General features: G+C 32.5%; 15 protein-coding genes and 1 pseudogene. 2 read left to right on the top strand and 14 right to left on the bottom strand.

What is annotated here, in order from left to right; genetic code table 11:
• Window positions 1-150: 150 nt before the first annotated feature.
• The 6 genes from JFU23_RS27855 to JFU23_RS27830 form a co-directional block, all read right to left on the bottom strand.
• Window positions 151-1317 carry a hypothetical protein gene (locus JFU23_RS27855; RefSeq protein ID WP_201033273.1) on the bottom strand — a complete coding sequence of 389 codons (1167 nt, stop codon included), beginning with the start codon at window positions 1315-1317 and terminating at the stop codon, window positions 151-153.
• Between the two features lie 337 nt (window positions 1318-1654).
• Complete coding sequence (locus JFU23_RS27850) at window positions 1655-3502, bottom strand: FtsX-like permease family protein (protein WP_201033271.1); 1848 nt, start codon at window positions 3500-3502, stop codon at window positions 1655-1657.
• A 16-nt stretch (window positions 3503-3518) separates the two neighbouring features.
• Window positions 3519-4280: an ABC transporter ATP-binding protein gene (locus JFU23_RS27845; RefSeq protein ID WP_201033269.1), complete on the bottom strand. Its 762-nt coding sequence runs from the start codon at window positions 4278-4280 to the stop codon at window positions 3519-3521.
• 717 nt (window positions 4281-4997) lie between these two features.
• On the bottom strand, window positions 4998-5657 hold the full coding sequence (locus JFU23_RS27840) for a CatB-related O-acetyltransferase (protein WP_201033267.1): 660 nt from the start codon (window positions 5655-5657) through the stop codon (window positions 4998-5000).
• Between the two features lie 754 nt (window positions 5658-6411).
• Window positions 6412-6561 (bottom strand): hypothetical protein, encoded by a 150-nt coding sequence (locus JFU23_RS27835; RefSeq protein WP_002069316.1) that lies wholly within the window; start codon window positions 6559-6561, stop codon window positions 6412-6414.
• A 359-nt stretch (window positions 6562-6920) separates the two neighbouring features.
• A complete protein-coding gene (locus tag JFU23_RS27830) occupies window positions 6921-8390 on the bottom strand; it encodes an aminoacyl-histidine dipeptidase (RefSeq protein WP_201033265.1) in 1470 nt (489 codons plus the stop codon).
• Window positions 8391-8642: 252 nt separating this feature from the next.
• Between JFU23_RS27830 and JFU23_RS27825 the strand changes: the two genes are divergently transcribed.
• A complete protein-coding gene (locus JFU23_RS27825; protein ID WP_201033323.1) occupies window positions 8643-9032 on the top strand; it encodes a YxeA family protein in 390 nt (129 codons plus the stop codon).
• A gap of 19 nt (window positions 9033-9051) precedes the next feature.
• Here JFU23_RS27825 and spoIISB read toward each other — a convergent pair.
• The 5 genes and pseudogenes from spoIISB to JFU23_RS27800 form a co-directional block, all read right to left on the bottom strand.
• A pseudogene (gene spoIISB, locus JFU23_RS27820) lies at window positions 9052-9227 on the bottom strand (stage II sporulation protein SB).
• Window positions 9228-9302: 75 nt separating this feature from the next.
• Window positions 9303-9428 (bottom strand): hypothetical protein, encoded by a 126-nt coding sequence (locus tag JFU23_RS27815; protein WP_000588712.1) that lies wholly within the window; start codon window positions 9426-9428, stop codon window positions 9303-9305.
• Between the two features lie 112 nt (window positions 9429-9540).
• The gene (locus JFU23_RS27810; RefSeq protein WP_201033262.1) at window positions 9541-10281 is read right to left on the bottom strand and encodes a type II toxin-antitoxin system SpoIISA family toxin; all 741 of its coding nucleotides are present in this window, start codon (window positions 10279-10281) and stop codon (window positions 9541-9543) included.
• A gap of 339 nt (window positions 10282-10620) precedes the next feature.
• Window positions 10621-11358: a 2,3-diphosphoglycerate-dependent phosphoglycerate mutase gene (gene gpmA, locus JFU23_RS27805; protein WP_201033260.1), complete on the bottom strand. Its 738-nt coding sequence runs from the start codon at window positions 11356-11358 to the stop codon at window positions 10621-10623.
• A 153-nt stretch (window positions 11359-11511) separates the two neighbouring features.
• Entirely contained in the window at window positions 11512-11988 is a 477-nt protein-coding gene (locus JFU23_RS27800) for a MarR family winged helix-turn-helix transcriptional regulator (RefSeq protein WP_002017049.1), read from the bottom strand.
• Between the two features lie 272 nt (window positions 11989-12260).
• Here JFU23_RS27800 and JFU23_RS27795 point away from each other — a divergent pair, with 272 nt between their 5' ends.
• Window positions 12261-12893 carry a type 1 glutamine amidotransferase family protein gene (locus JFU23_RS27795; protein ID WP_002017047.1) on the top strand — a complete coding sequence of 211 codons (633 nt, stop codon included), beginning with the start codon at window positions 12261-12263 and terminating at the stop codon, window positions 12891-12893.
• Between the two features lie 176 nt (window positions 12894-13069).
• Here the strand turns inward: JFU23_RS27795 and JFU23_RS27790 are convergent, their stop codons facing one another.
• The 3 genes from JFU23_RS27790 to JFU23_RS27780 all read right to left on the bottom strand — a co-directional run bounded on the left by JFU23_RS27790 (window position 13070) and on the right by JFU23_RS27780 (window position 16043).
• Window positions 13070-13483 carry a VOC family protein gene (locus tag JFU23_RS27790; RefSeq protein WP_137059925.1) on the bottom strand — a complete coding sequence of 138 codons (414 nt, stop codon included), beginning with the start codon at window positions 13481-13483 and terminating at the stop codon, window positions 13070-13072.
• Between the two features lie 118 nt (window positions 13484-13601).
• Window positions 13602-14312 (bottom strand): class I SAM-dependent methyltransferase, encoded by a 711-nt coding sequence (locus tag JFU23_RS27785; protein WP_201033259.1) that lies wholly within the window; start codon window positions 14310-14312, stop codon window positions 13602-13604.
• A 366-nt stretch (window positions 14313-14678) separates the two neighbouring features.
• The gene (locus JFU23_RS27780; protein WP_201033257.1) at window positions 14679-16043 is read right to left on the bottom strand and encodes a DEAD/DEAH box helicase; all 1365 of its coding nucleotides are present in this window, start codon (window positions 16041-16043) and stop codon (window positions 14679-14681) included.
• Window positions 16044-16076: the final 33 nt, after the last annotated feature.

Raw genomic sequence — 16076 nt, 5'->3', positions numbered from 1 at the left:
AAATTTAACTTTTAATAAAAAATAATTGTATTGTGACTCCTTCTTTCAATAATTTTTTTGATTACACCGTTAGTGTATATAACTTATAAAATGAAAAAAGAATCCTCTTCAATACGAGCTTAAAGGAAATTCTTTTTCAAATCTTATTTTTTACTTGTTACTTATTTTCACTAGTTTTTCTCCTTGTTCTAAAAGTGTTTCATAGTCATTGTTCTCTTTAATTTCTTTGATTTTATTTTCAATTGTGGGCGTATTATTTATATTAAAGTACGTATTTAAAACTTCATATGGTGTCTTTCCTTGTTTGATTGCACTATCTTCAATAGCTTCTTTCCATGGTATATTTGCTTTATCCATGCTTAATTCAAGCGCTGAACCAGTCTCATATCTTATATTCCGCTTTAAAAAACTTGGAGATTCTGCCTGTCCATTAGCAATAAAGTTGAATGCCTCCATAAAAGTAACATGATATGGCCTCTGTTTCTTTGCAAGTACCATAAGATTTCCACCAGTTAACTTACTATAACGATACTCTAAGTATCGTGCTGAACCTTCTATTGCTTCAGTTTTTGTTTCTCCAATTAATTGAGGCCATTTTTTATAGCGATAGTTACGTACAATTGTCCAATCATATAATGCCTGATTAATACTTTCTGGGTTCGTATCAATCATTGCTTTATCTAATAGCTTAAATTCTAATCCCATTAGCGCGTAATTTTCTTTATTAATCGGATATTCGTGAATAGACTCTCCACCATTTGCATCATATGTCCAATCTTTTTGTTTATAAGCATGAAAACCTTCATGTAATAAGAAAGATGAAAAATCAAAATATAAATCTGGATTACTAAACATTTTAGGATGATATTTTAAATAAAATACATCCATATCATTAATATTTATTGTCCCAAAGTTCCAAGGAATCCAGGTAGAAATAGTTCTAAAATCAAAACGAGTTAAGCGATAGACTTTAGGTAGATGCAGAGAATTTGAGACTTTTATTTCCTTTGCAAAAATACTATTTTCTAATCCCGTTACATTAACTGCATAAGCTTCTTGTCTAAAGAATCCCCCGTCTTTATTACTACGTATCAGAACCAATGGCATTTTTTCGAAGCGATAATCTTCATTCCAAAGTTTATCACTCGATTCTTCGAAGCTCTTATAAATAGTAGCTAATTCTTTTAACATGTTTTGATCCTTGTTATCTAAAGACTTAAACTCTGTATGATATGTTTTATTTAAAATTATGCTTCCCAACATAATTCCTATAAATATTACTAATAAGATTAAAATTACCTTTAAAAATTTTTTCAACACACACTCCTTTTCTAAAACGATAATCCTTATGATGAATAAAGTTTACAAATTTTATGTTTATTTACACTCTTTTGGTGCAGACCCAATTTTAAATAATAGCTATAATAGACACAATGAATACAAGATATTTTTTTGAAAATTGTTCCATCCTGTCAAAATTCCGATAATAGTTAACAATTAATATTGGATGATTATTCAATTTTATTGTAAGGGGATAGTGCAAGAGTTCCTACAAATAAGGTTAAAGTAGTACTCAATGTAGGAACGATGCTATTTTCCCTCTTCTTTTCCCTTCATCATAACGGGGGCCAATTATGATGATACTTAGTATACATTAAGCTTCTTTCGGAAGTACAATTCTTTTATACAATTGTACTGTAATCCAGTAGTAAATCGAGTAAATCACTATGAAAATAACAATTGGTAACCAAATTCGAAAATACGGATCGATTAAAAGAGGGCCAAACATATTCATACCAACTAATATGTGAACAATACCGATAATTGCTGGGACTAAGAATACGAAGGATAACTCCTTATAAATCGATTGTGTTAATAATTCCCGGCGAACACCAATTTTACGAAGCATTTGATAACGTATACTATCTTTAGATGCGCCAGATAGAATTTTAAACATTAAGCAACTTGCCATCATTGCTAAAAACGCAATTCCAACGAAGAACCCCATAAACATTAGTCCGCTGGAAAAACTTTGATTCGCCTTATATGTTTGATACTTACTATCCAGTTCTTCCACTTTCACATTTTTATATTTAACTACCTGCAATTCATCAATTTTTTTCCATTCTTTTACGTATGCTCCAAAAACATCTGTTTTCCCAATAAACACCGTATTTTCTGTATCTTTCATACTATCGTATATGTTTTGATCTACAATTTTTATTTTATGATCAGGATGTATATAATTTGGCTGAATTGTTTCGAAAGCTTCTCTCCATTGTTTTGATTCTGCATCCTCTTTACCCCATTGTCTTGACAATGCAAATGCATCCATGGGAATCTCTTCTGAAACTTTCATTATCTTCTCATTTTTTCTATCTTTTACTAAAGGACGATTGTTCTCTAGCTCTTCTTTTATATAATAAACATACTTATCATCTACTTTGTAACGATATTCAAGTTTCTCTTGAAATAAAATACTACTCAAAATGTTCTTTTCTTCTGCTGTTGGATTATGAACTACCGAATCGTAAATTGTTCCTTTATCAGTCTGCTTTAAAACGTCATTTTTAAATGCCATACCACACGCAATTCCACCTGCTCCAAGGGCTACTAAGATTGCTACCGTCGCAAGCACATTTGTTAAGCCATTAATGCGGAAGTTTAATTGAGCAAAGGTAAAAGCATTAAGCCCTTTTTCACTACGCTTTTTATTACTTTTTATTTTTTTTATCATGACTGGGAGAAGTGATCCAAACAACATGTAAGTACTAACAGTTGCTGCGATTAATCCAAGAGCCATTAATGTAGGAACGGTTCCTAGATTTTTTGCCTGTGGTATATAGAGCAATGATGCATAACCAATACCTAACAAAATCAGACCAAGTAATGCAACTACAATTGTCATTTTTCCTTTTACCGCGACACGCTCTGTTTGTGCATCTGCATGTACAAGCTGTAATACAGAAATACATGACAATTTAATACTATTCATACTTGCTGATAGTACAAATAATGCAAAGAAGAAGATGCAAGTAACGACCATAGACGGAATGTAGAAAGCTTGGTAACCTTCTCCAGTTAACTCCAATTGTTTCATTAATAACTGCCCGATACCTTCTGCAAGTCCTACACCAATTGTAATCCCAATCACAAGTGACGCCGCACCTAATATGATTGTTTCAAGGAACATTAGTAATGTAACTTTATATTTTTTTGCTCCTAACATCATATACATACCAAACTCTTTTTGGCGAAGAGATAATAAGAAAGAGTTTGCATACATAATGTAAAAAAATGTTACAATCGCTAATAAAGAGGAACCTATTTGAAATATTAATACAATAGGACCAACATTTGCATTGGATTCAAGGAACGCTTTATTTAGTGATAGCGTTTGAAACATATAAAAAGTTGAAATAGATACAATAAGACCAATAAGTAATACAATATAATCTTGTAACTTACTTTTCAACCCTGACATCGAAAGTTTAAACAACATGCCCAAACCTCCTTTCTTACGCTTTTTGTGTGCCTAAATCTGCAAGCACGTCTAAAATTTCTTTATAAAACTCTTCACGTTTACCACCACGGTAAATTTCTTTATATAACTCACCATCTTGAATGAATAAAATACGCTGACAGTAACTTGCACTGTATGGATCATGCGTAACCATCATAATCGATACGCCTTGTTCTTTATTTAAATTTGTCATTGCATTAAGTAAACTAGTTGCATTTTTAGAATCAAGAGCTCCTGTTGGCTCGTCCCCTAAAATAATTGCAGGCTCCTGCACTAACGCACGTGCTGCTGCTGAACGCTGTTTCTGTCCACCAGATACTTCAGATGGATACTTTTGAAGTATTGCTGAAATTCCTAACATATCAGCTACCTTTTCTACTTTCGGCCCAATATTTCGTGATGGGACACCTTGAAGGGAAAGTGGAAGTGCAATGTTTTCGTAAATAGATAAATTCTCTAATAAATTAAAGTCTTGGAAAATGAATCCTAACTTTTGCGAACGGAAATCAGAAAGCTCACCTTGCTTCATTTTCGTAATATCCGTTCCTGCAATTTCAATAACGCCACCCGTCGCTTTATCAAGAGTCGAAATTACATTTAATAATGTTGTTTTGCCAGAACCAGATGGCCCCATAATTCCTACAAACTCCCCCTCTTGAATCGAGAATGAAACACCTTTTAATGCGTGTGATTGATTCTCACCTTTTTTACCGTACACTTTTTGAATGTTTTTTACGTCTACAACTGGTTTTATCATATATATCCTCCTACGTTTGTATGATTGATAAGCTACTGTTTGAGTTGTTTCTTTTTCGTTTCCACTTGCAATGCCTCATCTGTAAAAGTATTAAACTTGTACCCCACCAATATATATCCTTTTATTTTTCAAAATAATAAGTCCTTTCATATTTTTGCAATACATAAAAATATATATCAAACGGGATATATTGTATTCAATTTGGACATCCATTTTTAGGAATACACGTAATAGACCATCTAAGTAATAAAATTGTTCCCCGTTAAGATAAGAAAGCACTAGGTATTTTGTTAAGAAAACAAAATGAATTGCATAAAAAAATCCATTTTCGCTATCTCAAAAAAAGAATCATTGTTGCAGATTTTATAAACTGTATAATGGCCGGCTCATGCACAAGTACACATGTTGCTGTCCACCAAATACTTCAGGTGAATACTTTTGGAATATCGCTGAAACTTCTAATATATGAGCTACCTTTTTTCTACTTCCTGGCGAATACTTCGTGATGGAAAACCTTGCAGGGAAAATGAAGAAACAATTTTGTTCAATCATTTGAATTATAAATAAAACATATTAAGAACTACTGGTTATATTTCTTAATTTTTCTTAAGATAATTTATAAAAACTAAACCATAATGGGGAGATTATTTCATAATTGTTTCTATTACAAATAATAAAAAACTACACCCTATTTAGGATGTAGTTTCTCTAGCTGATTTATTTATTTTTCACTTCATTTTTATAAAAAGTAAATACTGGTTCAATGGCTGGACTAGATAAAAGAGGAGTTGCCTTCTCAATCAATTCTCTATCCCAATCAAACCAACGCATTTCCATTAGCATATTAATTTCTGTATCAGTGAATCGTTTTTTTATTTCCTTAGCAGGATTACCGCCCACTATTGTATATGGCGGAACATCTTTACATACGACAGATCCTGCCGCAACGATTGCACCTTCACCGATTGTAACGCCAGGCATTATTGTAGCATTCATACCAATCCAGGCATCACTTTTAATGACTGTATCACCCTTTGGTTCATAAGATTGTCCGATTTGCTCAGCGAATGGATACACTGTAATCCATTCTGAGTGATGATTATGATTACCACCCATTAAAATGATAACGCCACTTGCAATACAAACATAATTTCCAATAATGAGCTTATCAAGATGCCAACCCATCTGTTCAATTGGATTGAAAAGTGTTTGGGACTTAGCATCGCCCCATAAATACCTTACACAACCATCTTCAAAATTTTGATTTCCATAATACCCTGAATAATAGGAGTACTCTCCTACTTCAATGAGTGGATTTGTTACTATATCTTTTAAATACTTTGTTTCAGACCAATGATTAAATAATGGATGCTTCATAACTATATTCCTCGCTTCTAAGTATTGTAGATTTTTGCAATTTACTTAGAAGCTTAATACGACAGCGACATTTTTAAACTTTTTCAAACGACGAATCATTATCTTCAAGCCTTTCAGTTATAATGAAAAATCATAACGTAATAAATTACACAAGTCAAATTAACCAAGTTATAATAAATCCGAGAATGCGGACAAGAAAACCATTTTATATTTTTTTGAAACTCTTTATTTTTTTATTTAAATTACGGTACATGAAATTCACATGACACTTGTGTAGTAATACTTTCTCCTTATCAAGGGGGGTATAATATTACAGTAGAACTTTTACATAGATTTAGCTTTTGAATAAAGTTTGATTAAATTAACTTAATAAACCTTGATAAAAGAGCGAATAGAAAAAGCGTGTTTTGAAAAAAGATTGATCAAAACACGCTTTTTCTATATTCAATTGAATCATCCTTTTATAAAAAAGTTTGATAATTTTTGTGAACCTTACTCAATTAAAGCGCCCAACTGTGGTAGATACATTATCCTCAATTACTTCTTGGGCTAGCGTCAGGAAAATGCTTATTTACAACGCTAAGGAAATGTCACTTATTAAAAAAGCCGATTTCCATCTCAAGGAATCGACTTTTTAGTTCATTAAGTAAGAGGTTTGAAAAAATAGCCTGTATATATTTGAACGATGAATAACTTACCTATTTTCTTGTGTTTGTTTGCATTACATAAAGAAAATTCAGAAAAACATAACGTATTATTTATCTGTTTGTTTTTGCTTCTTTTTCAAATACTCCGCACGCAATTTTTCAAGTTGCTGCTTTTTATCAAATTTGGCAGGCGTCTGTTTTTCATGAAACTTTGCCACAGCTGCCTGACCTTTGTAATCCAATTGATATTTCCCCACTTTGTTCACCTACTTTTCTTGTCTTTAAAGAGAACCTATTCAACAAATATAATATATCTTATTTTACTGAAGTAAACCTTATTAGTCAAAGGAACTTAAAGTAAAAAGCTTGATAATAAGGGGAAAACCAATCTAAAAAGTCGCTTTCCTTAGGTAAGGGAAAGCGACTTTTTGTGTAGTCTTATTCAATTAAATGGCCCGATTGTTGAAGAAAGAGATACTCTGCAAAATAGATCTTTTTATCAAACTTTATTTTAAATCAACAATAGGTAAATTTCTTGGCCATTATTTTGCTTCACATAAAATTCTATACAAAAAAGCAACCTATAAATTTAGGCTGCTTTTTATTCCGTCTTTTATTACTTAGCTAATTCTTTCGTTCCCTTCATTACATCAACGAAAAATCCCCAATTATTCACAACAGAAGAAATACTAATATGTTCATCTGGAGTGTGAACATTAAAGATATCTGGACCGAATGAAATAGCATCTAACTCAGGCATTTTTTGAACAAATACACTGCACTCAATTCCTGCATGTACTGCAAAGATTTCAGCATCTTTGCTGTATTTTTCTTGGTGTACTTTTTCGAATAAATTACGGATAGGCGAATTAGGATTATATGGCCACTCTGGATATTCAGACTCTTTTTCAAATGTTGCCCCTACTAATTCCGCAATATACTTAATTTCATCTACAATATGTTGTTTTAAGCTACTTACAGAACTTCTCACTTCGCTTCGTAGTTTAATCTCATCTTGCAGTGTTTGAATAACTCCTAAATTAGTTGAGCTTTCTACAAGACCTTTAATATCCATGCTCATACTTTGTATACCATTTGGAATTAAGAATAATGAAGAAATAAGCTGTTTTTGCGTTTCTTTAGAAAAGACTTTTTCCGCCTTTTCTTCTACTTTTGTAAGTGAAACATGAACATCCGGATCAACAGCACGTAGCTCTTCTTGTAACATACGTGTCCATGATTTTAGTTTTTCTTCTACTTGCTGTACATCTTCTGCACGTAATAAAATTGTAGCTACACTTTCACGCGGAATTGCATTTGTTTTTAAGCCGCCATGAACTTCACTCATATTAAACTGAATGTGAAGTGATAAATCACGTAAAACTCGTCCTAATACTTTATTCGCATTACCGCGTTGTTTATCAATTTCCAAACCAGAATGTCCACCTTTAAGTCCCCCAACATATAGTCGGTATGTGTCCATATCTACTGACGCTTCATCCCAAATCACTGAAATCGTTTCAACTGCTTTCGCACCACCTGCGCTACTCACTAGTAATTTATGATCTTCTTCAGAATCAATATTAATAAATATTTTTCCGTCAAAATGATTTGAATCAACAGCGAATGCACCGCCCATTGTCGTTTCTTCTTCAGTTGTAATAACAACTTCTAAAGCTGGATGTGGGATGTCTGTTGAATCTAATAATGCTAATGCATATGCAACGGCAATACCATTATCAGCACCTAAAGTAGTTTCGTTTGCATATAACATATCTCCAATAATTCTTAATTCAATTGGATCTTTCTCAAAATCATGAACTGTCGCTTGGTTTTTTTCACACACCATATCAGAGTGCCCCTGAATGATAATAGCTGGAACATTCTCATAACCAGAAGTAGCTTCTTTTTTTATAATGACATTTAACGCTTCGTCTTGAATAACTTCTAAATTACGTTCCTTTGCGAAACTCACTAAGTAATCACTAATTTCTTTTTCATTACCTGATCCTCTAGGAATCTTTGAAATTTCTGCAAAATGATAAAATACAGGGTGCTTTGTTAATTGTTCTAAAGTAGAATACATTTTTAAGCTCCTCTCCAATTGACAAAATAATATGTACGTCCTTTATTATTATACCATGATTCATTATTTTACTTTTATTTTAAGATTTCAAAAATTCATTATAACCTATTCATTCCATCCTTATATTTTTTAATTTAGTATAAAAAAGCTATACTCTTACAAGATTGTAAGAGTGCTGTAATCAAAATCGATTTTTCTATTAAAAAAATAACCGTATACTTTAAATACCTAATTTAAAGTATATAAATGAAAATGAAAAAAATTTCATCTGTTATTACACTAAGTTTATTATTTTGCAACTTAACTATCGGGTGCGAAAGAGCTTCTCTAAATAGAATCGGTAAGGATGTATATTACGTACAGATAAAAGGTGAAGGGTTTATTGAAAAGATAGAAGGTAGGAACTTACGGAACTACACATTGCCGGCATATGATGAAGATGGAGTAAGAAAACAAATTACATTTAGAAGTAAAAAACAATCAAACGATCAAAAATTAAATGAAAAGGCATTTTTGTGCATGTATGTAGACCAAGAAAATAAAGATAAAAATGAAATATCATCGATTGAAGTAAAATCCTATGAAGAAATTCAAAAAGCGGATTTACCTTTAAAAGTAAAAGAAAAGTTTAATGCAAAATAAAAAATAAAGGAAAATGCTCTTATGCATTTTCCTTTATTTTTTCACTCGAGCATATTTCGAACTATTACTATCCATAAGTTTTTCTAAACGATTTATATTTTCTGTTAATGCACCTTTCACAAGAGAGAAATCTGTATTTGATTCTTCTTTTTTAGTTTTAAAAAACGAAGATTTTTGAGCATTTACTTCTGCCATCTCTTCTCCCCCTTTTCAAAAAGATACAACCTTTTATTTATATTATATAGCAAATGCAGACAGAGTGTACACGTATCATTTTCTTTTTAATTCTTCTTCTAACTCTTCTACTTGCTGCAAAGTATCTCCTTTTATTAAAGAGAAATCTGTTGTATCTTCATTATCTTCTTTAAAAAAATCATTGTCATAATCTTTTATCACTACAATCACCTCTACGTGCTAGTGTAGGAATGATTGTCCAATTTTATACAAGCTTGTCTGAATTTGTTCTCCCTTTATGTATAGGTGAAAAGGACAGAAAAAAATTCTGTCCTTATTTACTAAAATAACTATGATGAATTGTTAAATTATATACATTTTCAAAATCTCGATCTTGAAGGTTATTTTTCTTCCCATCAATAACAATGAAAACATCACTAACTATTTTTGCTGGTATAATTCCGACATTTTCTACTTGCACCGCTTTCTGCTCATTCAATTGCTCGATGTGTTCTAATGGAACAATAATACTAAATTGAGAGCGGATACCACGAAAGTTTGTATTTAATTCCTTCACCGCTTCAAATACAACAATTTTCGCACCAATCTTTTCCCCATATGAATCTAAAAATGCGTTTAAGCTTTTTGTATATTCCTCTTCCATTTGCCATTCCATTGTCCCAAAGGCTGTTGGATTCACATTTTGAATAATTGTCGTATATATTTCTCCTCTTGCTTTTGAAGCAATTAATGACCTTTTAATTGATTGGACCGTCTTTCCAATATCGCTGAATTTTGCGCCCCATATTTCTGAAATATTTGGTGTCAAAATGAATGCAATATCAACGAAAATTACCATCGCAGTAAACATTAAAAGATTTTTCCAGAGGGTTAAATCTATTCCTTTTATCGTGAAATAAACTGTGACTGATGTTATGAACAAACCGTACCACGTTTTTCGAATTCGTTGTTTCTTCTCCTCGTACAACTCTTCATTTCTCCAATAAAAGAAAACAAGAACAATAAAGACGATTGCTAAAATAAATAAGCCAATTCGAATGTTAGAGATCGTCAATCACATCACCCTCCATTCCAAAACTACTCACGATACCATTACATGCACAAACAGCTCTCTTTATGACAAAAGACGTGGACAACCTTCTAAAGTTAGCAACATCGCATATACATTAGAAGCAGGCCACGTCTTTTATCCCGCATTAACGGGCAGTAAGACCCCCCCACCTCAAAATTCAGCGAAAGCAAAGACGTTAGGTGAGGGATCAACTGCCCATAAAAGCCCGATTGGTGAAGGCTAATAATCAGTGCGGGATGAACACCCTCCACTGATTAAAGTTTCACTTTATCATGAATCTACATTGTATATGTAGACAAGCATGCGTTTCAAATTTTCATGTTAAAAAGATATATGTTTCGGAATTTCCCCTTCAGGTACTTCTCCATCCATACTTAAGTAATAATGACGAATCGGACGTAATTTTTCATCTAACTCATAAACAAGCGGAATGCTAGTTGGAATATTTAATGAAACCACACCATCACTTGAAAGGTTGTCTAAGTATTTCACTAGCGAACGAATTGTATTACCGTGCGATGAAATAATTACTTTTTCACCACTTTTTAATGACGGTGCAATTTCTGAATGCCAATAATCAACTACTCTTTTCTCCGTATCCTCTAAACATTCAGTCAATGGGAATTCATCTTTTTTTAACGTTTTATATCTTGGATTGTTCGCCTCATATCGAGAATCATCTTCAGTAAGTGCAGGCGGTCTCACATCTATACTTCTTCTCCAAATATGAACTTGTTCATCTCCATATTTTTTTGCAGTTTCGTCTTTATTCAATCCTTGTAGTGCACCATAGTGGCGTTCATTCAACTTCCATGAGTTATGTATAGGGACCCAAGTGAGATCCATTTCATGCAGTACAATCCATAATGTACGAATTGCTCGTTTTAGTACCGAGGTATACGCAACATCAAATGTATATCCATTCTTTTTTAATATTGTTCCTGCTTCTCTCGCTTCACTTAATCCATTCTTTGATAAATCCACATCTGTCCATCCTGTAAATCGATTTTCAAGATTCCACAAACTTTGTCCGTGACGAATGAGTACAAGTTTTATCATTATAATTCCCCTCTCGGAAATATGAATTTTAAAATTTCAATACGTACACATATAAAGTTTTTGGCAATGTGAATTTTTTATCCATAGTTGCCAAATATACAGATAAAAATTTATGATTTTCCAAACTACAAAACAAGATACTGTTTCTATCTTTTATTCTACTGGTATTTCACGCTTAGACGTCCATGCATCAAATCCTGAACGGCTATTTGCCATTTCATTCATAACTTGATGCCAATTTTCTTCACATGATTCGCCAAACTGTGAGAAAATAGCTCCCATTTGTTCTCTTTGAACATCGCTCAGTTTTTTCTCTAAGTCTGTTCCTTCTTCTGTTAAAGACAGCTGTTTCACACGACGATCATGTGCAGCTTCATTACTCTCAATAAGTCCTTTATCTAACAGTTGGCGCAACGGTCCGTGAAGAGCTTGTTTACTTATTTCTAAAAGTGATAGCAGTTCATTTACACTAAGCCCTGGAAAACGAGCGATAAAAAACAGAATTCTATGATGTACACGCTGTATACTATACTCTTTTATTATTTCATCTGGTTTTTCTGTAAAAGTTTTATATGCAAAGTAAAATAATGCTAATGCCTCATTCATTTGCTCTTCTTTATGTTGTGTCATCTACTTTCCCCCTGTATGTAAATTATACCACAACTCAATTATGAATAATTAAGTTGGTATATTGAGCCTAATTTCTTCATTCTAAAACCAATAAATTTCAACTATTATATTTTTTGAAGGTTGTTTAATTCGTAAACCATACCTTCAAATAAAGTATCCAAATTATTTTTTAAAGAATTCTTAAGGAAATAGGTTAAATTCAAATAATAAATATTGTAAAATTTATTTATTAATTTTTTTGAAAAACTCAATTGTGATTGGAGTGTTATTGTATGCAAACAAAAAAAGTTTATCTTTATGTATTTAATACGATGTCAGACTGGGAATATGGACATTTAATTGCAGAACTAAACTCAGGAAGATATTTCAAAAAAGAGTTAGCCCCTTTAAAGGTAGTTACAGTAGGAGCTAATAATGAAATTATTACTACGATGGGAGGACTGAGCATAAAGCCAGATATTTCCCTGGATGAATGTACTCTTGAGAGTAACGATCTTTTAGTTTTACCTGGAGGGACTACTTGGGGGGAAAGCATTCATCACCCTATCTTAAAAAAAATTGGTGAAGCGTTAAAACTCGGCACTATTGTTGCTGCCATTTGTGGTGCAACTGAGGGGTTAGCGAATTTTGGATACCTAGATTCTAGAAAACATACAAGCAATGATTTAGAATATATTAAAATGGTTTGTCCTAATTATAAAGGAGAACAACTTTATAAGATGGAACCTGCAGTATGTGATGAAAATTTGATTACTGCATCAGGAGTAGCTCCTCTGGAATTTGCAATGGAAGTATTGAAAAAAATTGATGTATTTGCACCAGATACGTTACATTCATGGTATAACCTAAATAAGACTTATAAGCCTGAATACTTCTTCCAGTTAATGAATTCAATTACTAGATAAGCTGAAAAATTAAATTAGCAGTTTTATATTATATAAAAAACTTAAAAAGCACCCCTAAAGTCGTTATAAATACAACCGATGACGGTTGTAAAACAAAAAATAAAAGGGATGATACATATTTATCTTGTATCATCCCTTTTATTTTTTATAACATTAATATCACCATATTATTTTAATTATTCATCTCCAGCAAGAGTTAACTGCCAAGACACACCATACTTATCATTTAACCAGCCAAACTTGTTACTAAACGGATATGAACCTAAAGGCATAAGAACTTTTCCATCTTGTGCTAGTTTATTAAAAACTGTTTCGATTTCCTCTTCCGTATCACAAGTTACATAAAGAGACATAGCTGGAGTGAATGTAAAATCATGCTTTACATAACTATCAATACACATGAACTCTTGTCCATTTAGCGTAAAAGTTGCATGAATTACAGTTCCCTCTTTACCTGGTCCATTCTCATCATAACGAGAGATACTTACAATTTCTGATTGATTAAATAGCGATGTGTAAAAATTCATTGCTTCCTCAGCTTTGCCCTCAAACATTAAAAACGTAGTGATTTTTTGATTTGTGTTACCCATTTAGAGACATCCCCTTGTTATGTATTTATGCAAAACATACATCGGACAATGAAACCGAACGTACATTCTTATAAGTGTATTGTCTATAAAAACGATGAGTTTGTCAATTATCTATGTTTTATTTCTTCTTAAATAATGCTGTCCAAAGAAATGATTCTCCAAACATATTATTTGGTTGTTCAATTTGCTTCATTTTTCTAATTTCAATTACTTCAAATTCTTTAAATATCTCTCTTAACTTTTCTTCTGAATATGCAAGACCACCTTGCAAACTCCATCCTCTATACACATCCCAGTCCGTTATTTCCGATCCATTTCGCTCATTCAAATCACCTGCTGCAAAACATGTTAATCCGAAATAACCACCCGATTTTAATGAGTTTTTAACTAGATCAACATAATTCATTCTTCTATGTGGTGGAATGTGATGCAAGCAACCGGAATCATATACAAAATCATATTCATCTTGAAAATCCAAATTAAAAATCGATTCACAAACAAATTGTATTTCTATTCCGTTTTCTAACGCCCTCTCTTTGGCCCAATTAATTCCTTCTATAGACAAATCTACGGCTGTTACATCAAGCCCTTGTTTCGCTAAATAAATTGCATTTCTTCCTGGACCACATCCAAGTTCTAATACTTTCCCTTTTGAAACACTCTCTTTTTGTATATACGAAACTAGATTCTCATCTGGAACATTTTCAAAAAACGGAACATCTTTTTCTCTATTCGTGTAAAATTCATTCCAAAATGGTACTGCGGGTCTTAATAAAGTATCCATCATCTTCAAAATATCTTCTTGTGTATGTAACGTTTCACTTTTCATTAAAACGCCTCCTGTTAAAAATTCAGAATAATTTTATAATAACACGTCAGATAGTTTAAACAAAAGAAAAGCTCCCCATTAATAAAGGAGCTCCGCAAACATTTTTTATTTTCTTAATAAATGTTTAAAATTACTTTTATTACGGTAAATGAAATTAAATTGCTTCATAAATCGAACTTATCGTGTATATACTAATTTCAAAATAAAGAACAAAAAAGAGCCGCAATTTTTCGCGACTCTTTTTTGTCTATCTAATAAATAAAATGATTTACAATCATATCTGAAATTTTATCGGTGATTGTTATTATTTATCAACTTATCGACAAATAATAACAACCCTCTTTATCCCGATTACTATTTTAAGATTTAACGGCCACGTCTTTGCTGACCTTGCTTTGTACTACTTTTCTTATTACTTGGCTTATTAAATGATCGGTTGTTTTCATTTCTCGAATTATTTCTTGAATCACTTCTTAAGTTATTTCCCGAATCGCGTCTTGAACCACTTTTTGAACCTTCACGGCTATCTCTTTGACGATATTGACCTGATTTCTTTGGAGCCGGCTTTTGTACCGGTTTTCCATTTTCATCTACATTTTTTATCATCGGTTGTTCGATTATTTCTCTTTGTATTGGTGCACCAAGCGTTTTTTCAATTTCTTCTAAATGTTTTTCATCTTTCGCGGCAACGAACGTAATTGCAAGACCTGATCCACCTGCACGTCCTGTTCGGCCAATGCGGTGAATATAACTTTCTACATCTTCAGGGATATCAAAGTTAAATACGTGCGTTACACCATCTACATCAAGTCCACGAGCTGCTACATCAGTCGCAATTAAGTACTGAATTTTAGCTTCGCGGAAACTCTTCATGACTCTTTCACGTTTCGCTTGAGGTATATCACCATGAAGTTCAGCACAATTATAACCAAGTCCCTTTAAATCATCATAAAGCTTACTTGCTCTAACCTTTGTACGACAGAAAATAACTGCTAAAAATGGCTGATCACGATCCATAACAAAACGAAGTGCATCTGGCTTTGCACGATCTGTCGTCTCAATGACACGCTGCTCAATTGTATCTACCGTTACTTCTTCACTTTGTACTTGAATCATTTGCGGCTCTTCCATATAACGTTTCGCCAATTTTTTAATATCTTTTGGCATCGTTGCTGAGAATAACATCGTTTGTTTACTATCAGGTGTCTCATCTAAAATATCTTCAATATCATATAAGAATCCGAAATAAAGCATTTGATCTGCTTCATCTAGTACAATCGTTGAAAGATTACTTAAATCAATTGTTTCACGTCGTATATGATCTAATAATCGTCCTGGTGTCGCTACAACAATATGTGTATTACCTTTTAATTTTCTCAATTGTTGTGCTACATCTTGTCCGCCATATATCGCTAGTACATTAATATCTTCTCTTTGAACAAGCATTTTTTTAATTTCAGTTGTAATTTGCAGTGCTAGTTCCCTTGTTGGTGCAACAATTAAAGCCTGAACATCACTAGACTCTGGATCGATTTTTTCTAAAATCGGTAACACGAATGCTAACGTTTTACCCGTTCCTGTTTTCGCCTGCCCAATAATATCTTTACCTGACATAATAACAGGAATTGCCTTCTCCTGAATCGGTGTTGCTTCTGTAATTCCATTTTCACGTAATGTATGATTAAAAGTTTCACTAATTCCTAATTCTAAAAAGTTTTTCAAATAGACCACTTCTTTTCCTTATTTTTCACACTAGCTTTCATT

The organism is Bacillus sp. TH50, from assembly GCF_016650565.1.
Lineage (GTDB): Bacteria > Bacillota > Bacilli > Bacillales > Bacillaceae_G > Bacillus_A > Bacillus_A mycoides.
This window is presented reverse-complemented; position numbering and strand designations above follow the sequence as displayed.

Coding starts and splice junctions, on each gene's coding strand:
- JFU23_RS27850 (WP_201033271.1), bottom strand. CDS start 3,502: ATGTTGTTTAAACTTTCGATGTCAGGGTTGAAAAGTAAGTTACAAGAT.
- JFU23_RS27845 (WP_201033269.1), bottom strand. CDS start 4,280: ATGATAAAACCAGTTGTAGACGTAAAAAACATTCAAAAAGTGTACGGT.
- JFU23_RS27840 (WP_201033267.1), bottom strand. CDS start 5,657: ATGAAGCATCCATTATTTAATCATTGGTCTGAAACAAAGTATTTAAAA.
- JFU23_RS27830 (WP_201033265.1), bottom strand. CDS start 8,390: ATGTATTCTACTTTAGAACAATTAACAAAGCACCCTGTATTTTATCAT.
- JFU23_RS27825 (WP_201033323.1), top strand. CDS start 8,643: ATGAAAAAAATTTCATCTGTTATTACACTAAGTTTATTATTTTGCAAC.
- gpmA (WP_201033260.1), bottom strand. CDS start 11,358: ATGATAAAACTTGTACTCATTCGTCACGGACAAAGTTTGTGGAATCTT.
- JFU23_RS27800 (WP_002017049.1), bottom strand. CDS start 11,988: ATGACACAACATAAAGAAGAGCAAATGAATGAGGCATTAGCATTATTT.
- JFU23_RS27795 (WP_002017047.1), top strand. CDS start 12,261: ATGCAAACAAAAAAAGTTTATCTTTATGTATTTAATACGATGTCAGAC.
- JFU23_RS27790 (WP_137059925.1), bottom strand. CDS start 13,483: ATGGGTAACACAAATCAAAAAATCACTACGTTTTTAATGTTTGAGGGC.
- JFU23_RS27785 (WP_201033259.1), bottom strand. CDS start 14,312: ATGAAAAGTGAAACGTTACATACACAAGAAGATATTTTGAAGATGATG.